The organism is Streptomyces sp. NPDC060031 (assembly GCF_042736805.1).
In the GTDB taxonomy this organism is placed as follows: Bacteria; Actinomycetota; Actinomycetes; order Streptomycetales; family Streptomycetaceae; genus Streptomyces.
On the sequence record NZ_JBHWVM010000080.1, the window covers coordinates 1 to 13,459 of the forward strand.

Annotated in this window: 12 protein-coding genes, 1 other RNA gene and 2 pseudogenes; 5 read left to right on the forward strand and 10 right to left on the reverse strand. The window is 73.5% G+C overall.

The genetic code is table 11. The annotated features are described in order from the left end of the window. Positions 1-121: 121 nt before the first annotated feature. From rnpB to ACFWB8_RS28405, 3 genes are all read right to left on the reverse strand, one after another. An RNA gene (rnpB, locus tag ACFWB8_RS28395) (RNase P RNA component class A) lies at positions 122-524 on the reverse strand. Between the two features lie 191 nt (positions 525-715). Beyond that, complete coding sequence (locus tag ACFWB8_RS28400; protein ID WP_385233076.1) at positions 716-1,609, reverse strand: helix-turn-helix domain-containing protein; 894 nt, start codon at positions 1,607-1,609, stop codon at positions 716-718. Positions 1,610-1,725: 116 nt separating this feature from the next. Further along, entirely contained in the window at positions 1,726-3,168 is a 1,443-nt protein-coding gene (locus ACFWB8_RS28405; protein WP_385233078.1) for an RNB domain-containing ribonuclease, read from the reverse strand. A 102-nt stretch (positions 3,169-3,270) separates the two neighbouring features. On the opposite strand from ACFWB8_RS28405, the gene yaaA reads away from it, so the two are divergent. Continuing rightward, on the forward strand, positions 3,271-4,071 hold the full coding sequence (gene yaaA / locus ACFWB8_RS28410; RefSeq protein WP_385233081.1) for a peroxide stress protein YaaA: 801 nt from the start codon (positions 3,271-3,273) through the stop codon (positions 4,069-4,071). Positions 4,072-4,134: 63 nt separating this feature from the next. Here the strand turns inward: yaaA and ACFWB8_RS28415 are convergent, their stop codons facing one another. From ACFWB8_RS28415 to ACFWB8_RS28425, 3 genes are read right to left on the reverse strand one after another with little or no spacing between them, the layout of a single operon-like run. Further along, positions 4,135-4,710: a GNAT family N-acetyltransferase gene (locus ACFWB8_RS28415; protein ID WP_385233084.1), complete on the reverse strand. Its 576-nt coding sequence runs from the start codon at positions 4,708-4,710 to the stop codon at positions 4,135-4,137. After that, positions 4,707-5,591: a PhzF family phenazine biosynthesis protein gene (locus tag ACFWB8_RS28420; RefSeq protein WP_385233087.1), complete on the reverse strand. Its 885-nt coding sequence runs from the start codon at positions 5,589-5,591 to the stop codon at positions 4,707-4,709. The genes ACFWB8_RS28415 and ACFWB8_RS28420 overlap by 4 nt, the downstream gene beginning before the upstream one ends. A 40-nt stretch (positions 5,592-5,631) precedes the next feature. Then, the gene (locus tag ACFWB8_RS28425) at positions 5,632-6,393 is read right to left on the reverse strand and encodes an SDR family oxidoreductase (protein ID WP_385233090.1); all 762 of its coding nucleotides are present in this window, start codon (positions 6,391-6,393) and stop codon (positions 5,632-5,634) included. 107 nt (positions 6,394-6,500) lie between these two features. Here ACFWB8_RS28425 and ACFWB8_RS28430 point away from each other — a divergent pair, with 107 nt between their 5' ends. Together ACFWB8_RS28430 and ACFWB8_RS28435 are read left to right on the forward strand one after the other, a co-directional pair. Beyond that, on the forward strand, positions 6,501-7,820 hold the full coding sequence (locus ACFWB8_RS28430; protein ID WP_385233093.1) for a multidrug effflux MFS transporter: 1,320 nt from the start codon (positions 6,501-6,503) through the stop codon (positions 7,818-7,820). 9 nt (positions 7,821-7,829) lie between these two features. Further along, positions 7,830-8,840, forward strand: coding sequence for a small ribosomal subunit Rsm22 family protein (locus ACFWB8_RS28435; RefSeq protein ID WP_385233096.1), 1,011 nt, complete (start codon positions 7,830-7,832; stop codon positions 8,838-8,840). A gap of 3 nt (positions 8,841-8,843) precedes the next feature. Here ACFWB8_RS28435 and ddaH read toward each other — a convergent pair whose 3' ends face one another. Beyond that, the gene (ddaH, locus tag ACFWB8_RS28440; RefSeq protein ID WP_385233099.1) at positions 8,844-9,653 is read right to left on the reverse strand and encodes a dimethylargininase; all 810 of its coding nucleotides are present in this window, start codon (positions 9,651-9,653) and stop codon (positions 8,844-8,846) included. A 62-nt stretch (positions 9,654-9,715) separates the two neighbouring features. Here ddaH and ACFWB8_RS28445 point away from each other — a divergent pair. Continuing rightward, positions 9,716-9,904 (forward strand): annotated as a pseudogene (locus ACFWB8_RS28445) (TetR/AcrR family transcriptional regulator); the annotation flags it as partial. Here ACFWB8_RS28445 and ACFWB8_RS28450 read toward each other — a convergent pair. Then, positions 9,862-10,190 (reverse strand): annotated as a pseudogene (locus ACFWB8_RS28450) (TetR-like C-terminal domain-containing protein); the annotation flags it as partial. The pseudogenes ACFWB8_RS28445 and ACFWB8_RS28450 overlap by 43 nt on opposite strands. A 283-nt stretch (positions 10,191-10,473) precedes the next feature. On the opposite strand from ACFWB8_RS28450, the gene ACFWB8_RS28455 reads away from it, so the two are divergent. Next, positions 10,474-11,223, forward strand: a complete 750-nt coding sequence (locus ACFWB8_RS28455) for a bifunctional DNA primase/polymerase (RefSeq protein WP_385233102.1) — start codon at positions 10,474-10,476, stop codon at positions 11,221-11,223. Positions 11,224-11,290: 67 nt separating this feature from the next. Here the strand turns inward: ACFWB8_RS28455 and efeU are convergent, their stop codons facing one another. Both efeU and efeB read right to left on the reverse strand, forming a co-directional pair. Next, positions 11,291-12,145: an iron uptake transporter permease EfeU gene (gene efeU, locus ACFWB8_RS28460; RefSeq protein ID WP_385233105.1), complete on the reverse strand. Its 855-nt coding sequence runs from the start codon at positions 12,143-12,145 to the stop codon at positions 11,291-11,293. Positions 12,146-12,167: 22 nt separating this feature from the next. Then, positions 12,168-13,445 (reverse strand): iron uptake transporter deferrochelatase/peroxidase subunit, encoded by a 1,278-nt coding sequence (gene efeB, locus ACFWB8_RS28465; RefSeq protein WP_385233108.1) that lies wholly within the window; start codon positions 13,443-13,445, stop codon positions 12,168-12,170. Positions 13,446-13,459: the final 14 nt, after the last annotated feature.

The following is a 13,459-nucleotide window of genomic DNA, read 5'->3' on the forward strand; positions in this document are numbered from 1 at the left end:
GACACTCACCGAACATGTCCGCTTGAAAGAACAACGAGGTTAAAGATCAAGCTGAGAAGCGGGAGCGGTACGACGAAGGACCCCCGCCCGGTGGGCGGGGGTCCTTCGTCGTGTGTGACGGCAGACGAGCCGGCCTGTACGCCGGGTTCTGTCGCCCGGAGACCTCGCGGTCGCCGGGGAGACGGCCATCCATCTAGGACCGGCGTTGCCGCCGGCCTCGTGCGGTCTACCCGCGAACATCGGGCGGGCAGCCCTCAAGCGTTCGCGCAGACCCGTCCGGGGACGGATCCTCTTGACCTTGCTCCGGGTGGGGTTTACCTAGCCGCCTGAGTCACCTCAGGCGCTGGTGGTCTCTTACACCACCGTTTCACCCTTACCGGGGACCGAAGCCCCCGGCGGTCTGTTTTCTGTGGCACTGTCCCGCGGGTCACCCCGGGTGGGCGTTACCCACCACCCTGCCCTGTGGAGCCCGGACGTTCCTCGGCGGGACCCGGGGGTCCCGACGCGGCCGCCCGGCCGACTCGTCTGTCGTGCCGTCCATGTTACCGGCTGGGTCGCGGCCGGCCGCACTGCGGCAGCCCACAGCCCCGTGACGGGCTGACGCAGTGCGTGGGGACTCTCCGGGGGGAGGAGGAGTCGTACGTCGAGCGTGGCAAGTCGGCGGAGCCCTGTCTTGGAGAAAACGGCACTCGCCGCAGACCGGTCGTGCCCGCGGCTAACCCGACAGGATCACGCTGGTGATCCGGCCCGGGAGCCGGTCCAGGGAAGAGCCCGGGGGCAGCCCCCCGCGGAGCTTGACGAACCCCGACGGGGGCAGGCCCGTCATGGCCTTCACCTCGCGGCTCAGGTGGGCCTGGTCGTGGTAGCCGCAGGCCGCCGCCACCTGAGCCCCCGCCATCCCCGCCGACAGCAGCCGCAGCGCGTGCTGGAGGCGGAACACCCGCGCCATGCCCTTGGGGGACAGCCCGACCTGCTCGCGGAAGCGCGCCCGCAGGTTGCGCGCGCCCCATCCGGTCCCGGCGGTCGCCCGGGCCAGCGAACCGCTGTCGGCCCACAGCCGGGCGAGGGCCCCGCGCAACTCCGGTGCTGCGGCGCGGCCCCGCTCCAGGCGGCCGCAGAACACCTCGTCGAGCAGGGTGAAGCGCTCGCGCCACGAGCCGAGCGACTGGAGCCGGTCGGCCAGGTGCCGCCCGGACGGGCCGAGCACGTCGACCAGCTCCACGTGCGCGTCCTCGAAGTGCGCCACCGGGATGCCGAAGAGCCGGTAGGCGCCGAGCGGGCTCATGTTCACCTCCAGGCCGTGCACCGCGCCCGCGTGCACCCCGATCGCCGGCACCGTGCGCGGGCCGCTGATCATGGCCCGGGAGGCGGGTCGCAGCGGTGACGTCGAGAGCCCCTCCGTACGGGTCACCCACAAGCCCTCGGTGAAGGTGAAGACCAGGGTCACGAACCCGGTGGGCAGCTCCAGGCGGCGCCGCGGCGCGGTGAACCCGGTCTCGAAGCCGGTGTAGTTGACGATGAACGGCCGTAGGGGGGCGGCCGGCCGGCGGCGCGCCCCGAGACGTCCCGCCGTGGAACCTGCCGCGTCCCGCACATCGACGGACCCCATCTCCGGGCCCTCCCCCTGCTGTTGCGCGGTCGTTCGTACCGCGCGGTGCGCAGATGATGCCAGGCCCCGGGCGGCGATGGCCAGAGCCGTCCGGCGCAGACGCCGTGTGCCGGGTCTCAGGCCGGGGTGAAGAGGACCTTCAGCGTCCCCGGGTCGGCCTCCGCGAGCCGCACCCTGATCCGGTCGCCCAGCGGCAGCTCCCGCGCGGTGGACTCGATGCGGCCGACCACCGCCGGCTCCTCCAGGTGGACCGTGCCCACCAGCGGCTCCCGGTCCTTGACGTCGATCACCGTGGCCTCGAAGGTCTCCCCGACGCGGTCCTTGAGCAGGGCCGCCTCCACCAGGTCCACGGACTCCCGCTCCACCGTGTTGGCCATCCGGCTGCCCTGCGCCATCTCCTGCGGCAGTTCGGCCAGCGCCGCCACCGCCCACTCGGGCGGCTCGGCCCCCGCCACCGCCGCCACGCACAGCTCGCCCGTGTACCGGTCGACGAGCCGGCGCAGCGGGGCGGTGCAGTGGGCGTACGGGGCGGCCACCGCCGCGTGCAGCACCGGGTCCGGGGTCTCGCCGCCGCGGAAGACGGTGTAGCCGGCGCCGCGCAGCAGGGCCGTGCACTCCTGGAGGAACGCCGCGTGGGCCGGGCGGTGCGGGTCGAGGGAACGGACGAGTTCGGCGTACGGGACGTGGTGCGGCCAGTCGATCCGCAGGGCCTTCGCCGCCCGCCGCAGCCGGCCGACCGCCCCGTCCGGGGCGCTGGGCAGGGTCCGCAGGATGCCGGTGCCGGCGGCGAGCATCAGTTCGGCGGCCACCATGCCGGTCATCAGGGAGATCTGGGCGTTCCAGCCGTCCGCCGGGAGCGGGGCCCGGTAGGCCAGGGTGTACGAGCCGCCCTGGGCGACGATCTCCTGCTCGGGCACGTTCAGCGAGATGCCGCCGCGTTCCTGTTCCAGGGTCTCGCGCAGCCGGCCGACGTCCTTCAGGAGGGCCAGGGACTCCTCGGCCGTGCCGGTGTCGATGGCCCTCTGGGCGCCGTCGTAGTCGAGCTTGGCCCGGCTGCGGACCAGGGCCCGGCGTACGTCGGTGCTCTCCACCCGGCCCTCGGAGTCCAGGTCGAGCCGCCACAGCAGGGCCGGGCAGGTCTGGTCGGGCAGCAGGCTGGCCGCGCCCTCCGAGAGCACGGCCGGGTGCAGCGGGACCTTCTCGTCGGGGAAGTAGAGGGTGGTGACCCGCCGGTGGGCCTCGGCGTCCAGGGCGCCGCCGGGGGTGACGAAGGCGGCGACGTCGGCGATGGCGTAGTGCACGCGGTAGCCGCCGCCGGACCGCCTCGCCAGGTGCATGGCCTGGTCCAGGTCCCGGGAGGTCGGCGGGTCGATGGTGAAGAGGGGGAGGTCGGTGGCGTCCTGGTCCGGGAGCCGTGGGTGCGCGGCCGCACGCTCGGCCTCCGCGAGTACCGGGGCCGGGAAGTCCTCCGGGACATCCAGATTCGTCCGCAGTTCACGCAGCGCGGCCCGCAGGGCAGTCCCGTCTGCGCCGGTCATGCTGATGTGACGGCGTGGCATGGACCGAGCCTATGGCCGCCGGGCCTGGGCGGCACGGCGAGAGCCTTACCCTGGGCCGGGGGCCGCACCCCCTGCGCCGCGTCGTACTGAAGGAGAACCACCGTGCTCGTGCTGCTGCCGCCGTCCGAGGGAAAGGCCGCCGGCGGCTCCGGCGTACCTCTGGAGCCGCGGACGCTGTCGCTGCCGGGGCTGGCCGCCGCGCGGGCGGCCGTGCTGGAGGAGCTGGTCGACCTGTGCGCGGGGGACGAGCTGAAGGCCCGCGAGGTGCTGGGCCTGAGCGAGGGACTGCGCGGCGAGGTCGCGAAGAACGCCGGGCTGCGCTCCGCCGCCGCCCGGCCCGCGGGGGAGATCTACACCGGTGTCCTCTACGACGCGCTGGGCCTGGCCACCCTGCCGCCCGCGGCGCGGGCCCTGGCGGAGGACTCCCTGCTGGTCTTCTCCGGGCTGTGGGGCGCGGTGAAGATCACCGACAGGATCCCCTCCTACCGCTGCTCGATGGGCGTGAAGCTGCCCGGGCTGGGCGCGCTGAACGCGTACTGGCGGGCCCCGATGGCCGAGGCGATGCCCGAGGCCGCGGGCGAGGGCCTGGTCCTGGACCTGCGCTCGTCCGCGTACGCCTCGGCCTGGAAGCCGAAGGGGGAGACGGCCGGCCGGACGGCGACGGTGCGGGTGCTGCACTCGCAGATCGTGGACGGGGTGGAGAAGCGGTCGGTGGTGAGCCACTTCAACAAGCACACCAAGGGCGTTCTGGTACGTGACCTGCTGCTGGCCGGCACCCGGCCCGCTTCCCCGGCGGAGCTGGTCACGGCCCTGCGGGACCTGGGCTTCACGGTGGAGGCGCAGGCCCCCGCCAAGGCGGCGAAGGCCTGGAGCCTCGACGTGGTCGTGAAGCAGATCCACTGACGCGGATCTACTGACGCAGATCCACTGACGCGGACCCGCTGACGCGCGCCGGGACCGGCGCCGTCACCAGAGGCGGTCGACCGTGCCCGGGTGGAGCGGGATGCGGGCGCCCGTGAAGACGGCGCGGTCCGCGGCCGGGTCCGCGGTGAAGAAGGCCGCCAGGACGCTCTTGTCGAAGCCCGGCTCGTCCGTGGCGAGCGGCGCCTGCGGGGTCCCCCCGACCAGGACCGCACCCGGGAGCGCGGTGAAGCCGGCCGCCTCGTAGAAGGGGGTCAGCTCCCGGTCGCAGCTGAACAGCGCCACGTCCACGGCCGGGTCGGCGGCGAGCGAGGCGCGGGCCGCCGCCACCAGCAGGCCGCCGTACCCCCGGCCGCGCGCCGAGGCCCGCGTCACCACCGAGCTGAGCCCGGCCGCGCGGTACGTCCGGCCCGCGAGCGGCACCGGCTTGTACAGCAGCGCCAGCGAGGCGGCGACCGCCCCGGACCCGTCCAGCAGCACCATCGCCCGGGGCGTGAGCGCCGGGTCGTGGCCGGCGCCCGCCCCGGGCCAGGCGTGCGCCTCCAGGGCGGCGACCTGCGCGGCGAGTCCGGCGGGCAGGGCGTCGGCCTCGTACGCCTCGATCGTCACGCCGGTTGTCACGCGATCCGCACCCCGGCGCCGCCCACCCGGACCCGGCTGTCGCCGGCCCGCAGTTCCACCGTCAGGACCCCCGGGCGGCCCATGTCCTCGCCCTGGTGGAGGGTGAGCACCGCGTCGGCCGGGACCAGGCCGAGCTCGCGGGCGTACGCCCCGAACGCGGCCGCCGCGGCTCCGGTGGCCGGGTCCTCGACGACACCGCCGACGGGGAAGGGGTCGCGTACGTGGAAGAGCGCCGGGCCCGCCCGGTGCACCAGCTGGACGGTGGTCAGGTCCAGGCGCCGCATCAGCGCCTCCAGCCGGGCGAAGTCGTACGCGAGGTCCGCGAGCCGGGCCCGGGTGGCGGCTCCGAGCACCAGGTGGCGGGCCCCGGCGTAGGCGATCCGTGCCGGGATCCCCGGGTCGAGGTCGGCGGCGGGCCAGTCCAGCGCGGCCAGCGCCTCGGCGAGGTCGGCGTCGGCGACCTCCTCCACGTGCGGTTCGACGCTGGTCAGCGTGGCCCGCAGGCCCGGGCCGTCCGTCGCGGAGCCGGTCACCGAGACCGGCACCGTCCCGGCCCGCGTCGCGAAGACCAGCTCGCCGGGGCCGATCCGCTCGGCCAGCGCGACGGCGGTGGCCACGGTGGCGTGCCCGCAGAAGGGCACCTCCGCCTTGGGGCTGAAGTAGCGCACCGTGAAGGCCCGGCCGCTCTCGCCGCCGAGGTCCGCGGGCGGGGCGGTCAGGAACGCGGTCTCGCTGTAGCCCAGCTCGGCGGCGATCCCCAGCATGGCGGCCTCGTCCAGCCCGGACGCGTCCAGGATGACCCCGGCGGGGTTGCCGCCCGCCGGGTCGGCGGAGAAGGCCGTGTAGCGCAGTACCTCGGTCGGATCGGCGGTATCAGTCATGATCGGCTCAACTGCCCGCCCCGGCCCGGCATTCCCCGGGTCAGCCTCGCCCGATGTACGGCATGGCCGTCGCCATCACCGTCGCGAACTGCACGTTCGCCTCCAGCGGGAGCTCCGCCATGTGCAGCACGGTGCGCGCCACGTCGGCCGCGTCCATCACCGGCTCCACCGCCAGCTGCCCGTTGGCCTGCGGGATCCCGGTCTGCATCCGCTCGGTCATCTCGGTGGCCGCGTTGCCGATGTCGATCTGCCCGCAGGCGATCCGGTACGGGCGCCCGTCCAGCGAGAGCGATTTCGTCAGGCCGGTCATGGCGTGCTTGGTCGCGGTGTAGGCGATCGAGTTCGGCCGCGGCACGTGGGCGGAGATGGAGCCGTTGTTGATGATGCGGCCGCCCTGCGGGTCCTGTGCCTTCATCTGGCGGAAGGCCGCCTGCGCGCACAGGAAGGCTCCGGTCAGGTTGACGTCGACCACCGAGCGCCAGGCCTCGTACGTGATGTCCTCCAGCGGGACGCCGCCCGGCCCGAAGGTGCCCGCGTTGTTGAAGAGCAGGTCGAGGCGCCCGTACCGCTCCCGTACGGACGCGAAGAGCGCGGCCACGTCGTCGGGGTGGCTCACGTCCGCCGCCGTACACAGCACGTCCGCGCCGCCCCCGGCGAGCGCGGCCGTCTCCTCCAGCGGCCCGGTGCGCCGGCCGGCCGCGGCCACCGCCCAGCCGGCGGCGGCCAGGGTCAGGGCGACGGAGCGGCCGATCCCGGAGCCGGCCCCGGTCACCACGGCGATCTTCTTCCCACTTGCGTTCATGGGGCCGCAGGCTACGTCACAGCGCACGCGGGCCCACGGACGTTCCGATAGCTGAGAGCATGGGTCGTCGGGGATGTGAGGAAACGATAAAAGGACTGGAGTTGCGCATGTCGGAGAGAGGCCCCGCGACGGCCCCCTCGGAACCGTCGCCCGCGACGCCCTCCGCCACGACCACCCCCACCACCCCGGGCAGCGCTGCCGCGCCCCTGGCGGCCGCCCGGCGCACCGGACTGCTCGTCACCTTCATCCTGGGCGGCCTGACCGCCCTGCCCCCGCTGTCGATGGACATGTACCTGCCGGCGCTGCCGGAGGTCACCACCGCCCTGAACAGCCCCGCCGCGACCGTCCAGCTCACGCTCACCGCCTGCCTCGCCGGCATGGCGCTGGGCCAGCTCGTCATCGGCCCGATGAGCGACAGGTGGGGCCGCCGCCGGCCCCTGCTCGTCGGCATGGTCGTCTACGTCCTCGCCACCGCGATCTGCGCCCTCGCCCCGAGCGCCGAGCTGCTGATCGGCTTCCGCCTGCTCCAGGGCCTGGCCGGCGCGGCCGCGATCGTCATCGCGCGGGCCGTCGTGCGCGACCTGTACGACGGGGTCGAGATGGCCCGCTTCTTCTCCACCCTGATGCTCATATCCGGCTCCGCCCCGATCATCGCCCCGCTCATCGGCGGCCAGGTGCTGCGCTTCGCCGACTGGCGCGGGGTCTTCGTCGTCCTCACCGCCGTCGGCGCCGTGCTCACCCTGGTCACCTGGCGCTGCCTGGGCGAGACCCTGCCGCCCGAGCGGCGGCACACCGGCGGGGTGGGCGCGGCGCTGCGGACCATGGGCGGCCTCCTCGGCGACCGGGTCTTCACCGGGTACACCCTGGCCGGCGGCTTCGCCTTCGCCGCGCTCTTCGCCTACATATCGGCCTCGCCGTTCGTGGTGCAGGAGATCTACGGGGCTTCGCCGCAGGCCTTCAGCCTGCTCTTCGGCCTCAACTCCGTCGGCCTGATCGCCGCCGGCCAGGTCAACGGCAAGCTGCTGGTCGGCCGCGTCAGCATGGACAAGGTGCTGGCCGTGGGCCTCGGGCTGATCACGGCCGCCTCGGCGGCCCTGCTGCTGATGTCGGCCGGGGTGTTCGGGGAGGTCGGGCTCGTGCCGATCGCCGCCGGGCTGTTCGTCCTGATGTCGGCGATGGGAGTGGTCCTGCCCAACACCAACGCACTGGCCCTGATGCGCACCCCGCACGCCGCCGGGTCGGCCTCCGCGCTGCTCGGCACATCCTCCTTCCTCGTCGGGGCCGTCGCCTCGCCGCTGGTCGGGATCGCGGGCGAGGACACGGCGGTCCCGATGGCCGTGGTCCAGGTGGTGTGCTCGCTGCTGTCGGTGGCCTGCTTCCTCGGCATGTGCCGGCCGTGGAAATCCAGCCCCGCCGGCGCGCCGTAAACTTCGCTGGTGAACGTCACCGTCCCCACCACCGCCGAAACCCTCCGCAGCGCACTCGGCGGACTGCTCGACGGGCTTCCGCCGAAGCAGGCCGCGGCCGCCGTCGAGCGGCTGATCGCCAACTACCGCGGGCAGACCCCGACCGACCAGCCCGTCCTGCGCGACCGCTCCGACGTCGCGGCGTACGCGGCGTACCGGATGCCGGCCACCTTCGAGGCCGTACGGGCCGCCCTGGACGCCCTCGCCGAAGCGGCCCCGCACTGGACCCCCGGCTCGCACGTGGACGTGGGCGGCGGCACGGGAGCGGCGACCTGGGCGGTGGACGCCACCTGGGAGGGCCCGCGCACGACCACGGTGCTGGACTGGGCGGAGCCGGCGCTGACCCTCGGCCGGGAACTGGCCGCGGCCTCCGGCTCCGAGGCGCTGCGCGGCGCCGACTGGCGGCGGGCCGTCATCGGAGCGGGGCTGACGCTCCCGGAGGCGGACCTGGTGACGGTCTCGTACGTCCTGGGCGAGCTGACGGCGCAGGCCCGCCGCGCGGTCGTCGCCGAGGCGGCCCGCGCCGGACGGGCCGTGGTCCTGATCGAGCCGGGCACGCCGGAGGGCTACCTGCGCATCCGCGAGGCCCGCGACCAGCTGATCGAGGCCGGGCTGAGGGTGGCGGCCCCGTGCCCGCACGACGGGACCTGCCCCATCGAGGTCGGGCAGGACTGGTGCCACTTCTCGGCGCGGGTCAGCCGCTCCTCCCTGCACCGGCAGGTCAAGGGCGGCTCCCTCCCGTACGAGGACGAGAAGTTCAGCTACGTCGCCGCGGCGCGCTTCCCGGTGGAGCCCGCCGCCTCCCGGATCACGCGCAGGCCGCAGATCCGCAAGGGGCTCGTCCTGCTGGAGCTGTGCGGACCCGAGGAGGGTGACGCGGCGGGCCTGACCCGGGTCAACGTGACCAAGCGCCACGGTGACCTCTACAAGGCGGCGCGGGACGCCGACTGGGGCCAGGCCTGGCCGCCGCAGGCACCGTAAGGGCTAGGGCCGCAGCTCCTGGGTGCAGCACTTCACGCTGCCGCCGCCCTTGAGCAGCTCGCCCAGATCCATCGGCACCGGCTCGAACCCCCGGTCGCGCAGGGGCCCCAGCAGTCCGGCGGCCGCCTGCGGGAGCAGGACGTGCCGGCCGTCCGACACGGCGTTGAGCCCGAGGGCGGCCGCGTCGTGGTCGTCGGCGATCAGCGCGTCCGGGAAGAGCCGGCGGAGCACGGCCCGGCTCCCCGCGGAGAACGCGGGCGGGTAGTACATGACCTCGTCGCCGTCGAGGACGGACAGCGCCGTGTCGAGGTGGTAGTAGCGCGGGTCCACCAGGTCGAGGCCGATGACGGGACGGCCGAAGAACTCCTGGGCCTCGTCGTGCGAGAGCGGGCTGGAGCGGAAGCCCCGCCCCGCGAGGATGTAGGTGGCGGTGACGGCGAAGTCGCCTTCGCCCTCGTTGACGTGGGATGGCTCGTGGACCTCGGTGAATCCGTGGGCCCGGAACCAGTCGAGGTGGATCTCCGCCTCGGCGGCCCGTTCCGGATACGCGAAGCGCGCGCCCAGCACGCGGCCGTCGATGACCAGGGCGCCGTTCGCCGCGAAGACCATGTCGGGCAGCGCGGGGTCGGGCACCAGGGTTTCGACGGTGTGGCCGAGGGCGCGGTAGCGGTCCCTCAGGTCTTCCCACTGGGCGAGTGCGAGGGGCAGGTCCACCGGTTTCGTGGGGTCCATCCACGGGTTGATGGAGTACGTGACCTTGAAGTGCGCGGGCGGGCACATCAGGTAGCGCCGGGGTGTGGCGTCTCTGCGCAAAGAAGGCTCCTCACGATGATGAGAAGAGAATCGTCTCTCCTCGGCGCGGACGGCGCAGTGAACTGATTGGGTGGTTTCCGGGACGGCTGAAAGACGAGACGTTCCGGGCCATCCTCGACGCCGCGCTCGCCCTGGTCGGGGAGGTCGGCTACAACAAGCTGACCATCGAGGCCATCGCCGCCCGGGCCGGGGTGGGCAAGCAGACCATCTACCGCTGGTGGCCGTCGAAGGCGGCGGTCCTGCTGGACAGCGGCACCGTCCGCAGCAGCCACCGGTGCGTCAGCGGACCGAGCAGCATCTCCACGACCAGGCGCGGATCCACGCCCGCGGCGAGCTGCGGCTCCAGCAGCCTCTCGTTGAAGCTGGCGCCCAGCTCCGGGTCGGTCGCGCCGGCCGCGGTGAGGGCGCGCGCGGGCGCCTCGTACCTCTCGTCGTGAACTCGTCCACCGTCAGCCGCAGCACGTACTTCAGGTCGGCCGCGAGGTCCCCGGTGTCGGGGAAGCCGGCCCGGTCGGATTGCGCCTCGGCGTCCCCGGCCAGCGCGAGCGAGGCGACGCACGCTTATGCGGACGAGCTGGTGGACCGGGTGCTGGCGGGGGTCTCGGGCGGGGCGCCGGGTGATCTGCCCGGCGGGGTGGCATAGGTCACCGGCGCGTAGGGGCCGGATCAACGGCCGAGAACATATGGCCTGATTGTGTGCTTATGTAGGGGCTGTCAGCGCCCCGTCCCCAGCCCCCCGGTTGAGGAGTGCGGTCACCCGGGGCGCAGGATGGTGGGACCATGTGAGGGTCCGCCGGGGCAACGGTAGGTGAGGGGACAGATGGGGTCTGAGTCCGGCCGCGTCAAACGCGGCGAGCAGAGCAGGATTTCCCAGTGGCTGCGCCGCAGGCCGAAACCCGCTCCCGAGGACCCCGGCAGGGAACGCGAGGCGCTGCTCCTGGCCGTCGCCGCCGCAGGCCTCCCGATCGCCCCCGCCGCCCATCCCGCCGGCTACCGGTGTTCGTGCGACAGGATCGGCTGTCCCACGCCCGCACGCCACCCGCTCTCCTTCGCCTGGCAGACCCAGTCCACCACCGACCGCGCCCAGGTCGAACGCTGGGCCCGCAGCCAGCCGCAGGCCAACTTCATCACCGCGACCGGCATGGTGCACGACGTCCTGGACGTCCCGCTGGAGGCCGGCACCGCCGCTCTGGCCCGCCTGCTGGCCGCCGGCGTGGAGGTGGGACCCGTCGCCGAGTCCCAGGGCACCGGCGACCACGCCCGCATGCTGTTCTTCACGGCCACCCGCGGAACCCCCGAGGACGAGGACGAGTGGTGGCCCTGCGAACTGGACTGCCACCCCGAGACGATGGACGAACACCCGGGCCTGCGCTGGCACTGCCGCGGCAGCTACGTCCTGGTCCCGCCCGCCGCACTGCCCGGTGACCAGGCGGTCATCTGGCTCCGGGGCATGGAACACCCCCTCCCGGACCCCCTCACGCTCCTGGAGACCCTGACCGACGCCTGCGCCCAGTACGCGGGCGCCTCCGACCAGACCCCCGCGGCGGTCGCCTGGCCCCTGGGCCGCTGACCCCCGATACGCACGAAGAAGGCCCCGGCCGCGCGCACCGCGCGTACCCGGGGCCTTCTTCGTGTGCTCAGGAGTGGCTCGGCTCCTGCTTCGCCTCCGGATTCGGCTGCGACTTGCCGCGCGTCACGGCCGGGGCCAGGAACAGCGCCAGCACGGGGATCACGTACAGCGCCCACACCGTCAGCTGGACCACGGTGGGGTCGGGCTGGAAGTTGAAGACGCCCTTGAGCAGGGTCCCGTACCAGCTGTCCGGCGGGACGGCCGAGGTGATGTCGAAGGCCTTGTCGCTCAGGCCGCCCAGGAAGCGGGCCTCCTGGAGGTCGTGGATCCCGTACGCGAGGACGCCCGCGGCCACGATCACCAGCATGCCGCCGGTCCACTTGAAGAACTTCGCGAGGTTGATCTTCAGGGCGCCCCGGTAGAACAGCCAGCCCAGCACCAGGGCCGTGCCGATGCCCAGCAGCACCCCGACCAGCGGGGCCGAGGAGCCCTCGCCGCTCGCCCGTACCGAAGCCCACACGAACAGCGCGGTCTCCAGCCCCTCGCGGCCCACCGCCAGGAAGGCGGTGGCCACCAGCGCGCCGGTGCCCATGGACAGCGCCGTGTCCAGCTTGCCGTGCAGCTCGCTCTTCAGGTGCCGCGCGGTGCGCTTCATCCAGAAGACCATCCACGTCACCAGGCCGACGGAGACGATGGACAGGCTGCCGCCCAGCAGCTCCTGCGCCTCGAAGGTCAGCTCCTGGCTGCCCCAGGTCAGCAGGGCGCCGAAGGCCAGCGAGATCGAGCAGGCGATCGCGATGCCCAGCCAGACGGGACGCAGCGCGTCCCGCCGCCCGGTCTTCACCAGGTACGCCACGAGGATGCAGACGACCAGGCTGGCCTCCAGCCCCTCGCGCAGGCCGATCAGATAGTTGCCGAACACGGCTTTTCCTCTCCGGCGGGGACTACGCGAACAGCGTCCGGCCCCACCAGTCGTCCTTGTCGCGGACGCCCGGCGGGACGGCGAAGACGGCCGAACCCACGTGCTGGATGTATTCGTTGAGCGAGTCGTTCTTGGACAGCTGGCGCTGCAACGGTACGAAGCCCTTGCGCACGTCCCGCTGGTAGGCCAGGAAGAACAGACCCGCGTCGAGCCGGCCCAGGCCGTCCGTGCCGTCCGTGAAGGAGTAGCCGCGGCGCAGGATCGTGACGCCGTTGTTGGAGTCCGGGTGCGCGAGACGCACGTGCGCGTCCGGCTTCATCGCCTTCAGGAACGGCTCGTCGCGCTCCTTGGACTTGCCGGCCGGGGCGCCCTCGCCCTTGTCCCGGCCGATGATGTCCTCCTGCTCCTGCAGGGAGGTGCGGTCCCAGGTCTCGATGTGCATCCGGATGCGCCGGGCCACCAGGTACGAGCCGCCGGTCAGCCAGTCGCTGCCGTCGCCCGCGCCGACCCACACGTGCTTCTCCAGCCCCGCGGCGTCGGTGCCCGAGATGTTCCGGGTGCCGTCCTTGAAGCCCATCATGTTGCGCGGGGTCTGCTCGTCCGGGGTCGTGGACGAGGTCTTGCCGAAGCCCAGCTGCGACCAGCGCACCGCCACCTTGCCGAAGCCGATCCGGGCCAGCTGGCGGATCGCGTGCACCGCGACCTGCGGATCGTCGGCGCAGGCCTGGACGCACAGGTCGCCGCCGGAGCGGGCCGGGTCCAGGCTGTCGCCCGGGAACTGCTCCAGCTCGATCAGGGCCTCCGGGCGCTTGCCCTCCAGGCCGAAGCGGTCCTTGGCGAACAGGCCGGGACCGAAGCCGATGGTCAGGGTGAGGCGCGAGGCCTTCAGGCCCAGCGCCTCGCCCGTGTCGTCCGGCGGTGCCTCCGGGAGACCGCCGTAGCCGCCCTCGCCGACCGGGTGGCCGGAGGTCATCAGGCGGGCCGCCTCGGTCCAGTCCTTGAGCAGCTTGACCAGCTCGTCGCGGCTCTTCGTCTTCACGTCGAAGGCCGCGAAGTGCAGGCGGTCCTGTACGGCGGTGGCGATGCCCGACTGGTGCTCGCCGTGGAACGGCATGGCCGCCCCGGCGGCCGCCGCCGGCACCGAGTCCGTACCGCTGTTGAAGGCCGCCACCGCACCGCCGGCCGCGGCGGCGCCGATCGCGAGCCCGGCGCCTCCCCAGCCGAGGACGGCGCGCCGTGAGGGCGTGGACGAGCTCTGGTCAGCCTCTTCGGGCTGCGCTGCCTGCTTGGACTCAGCCATTCCGGTCTCCCGCC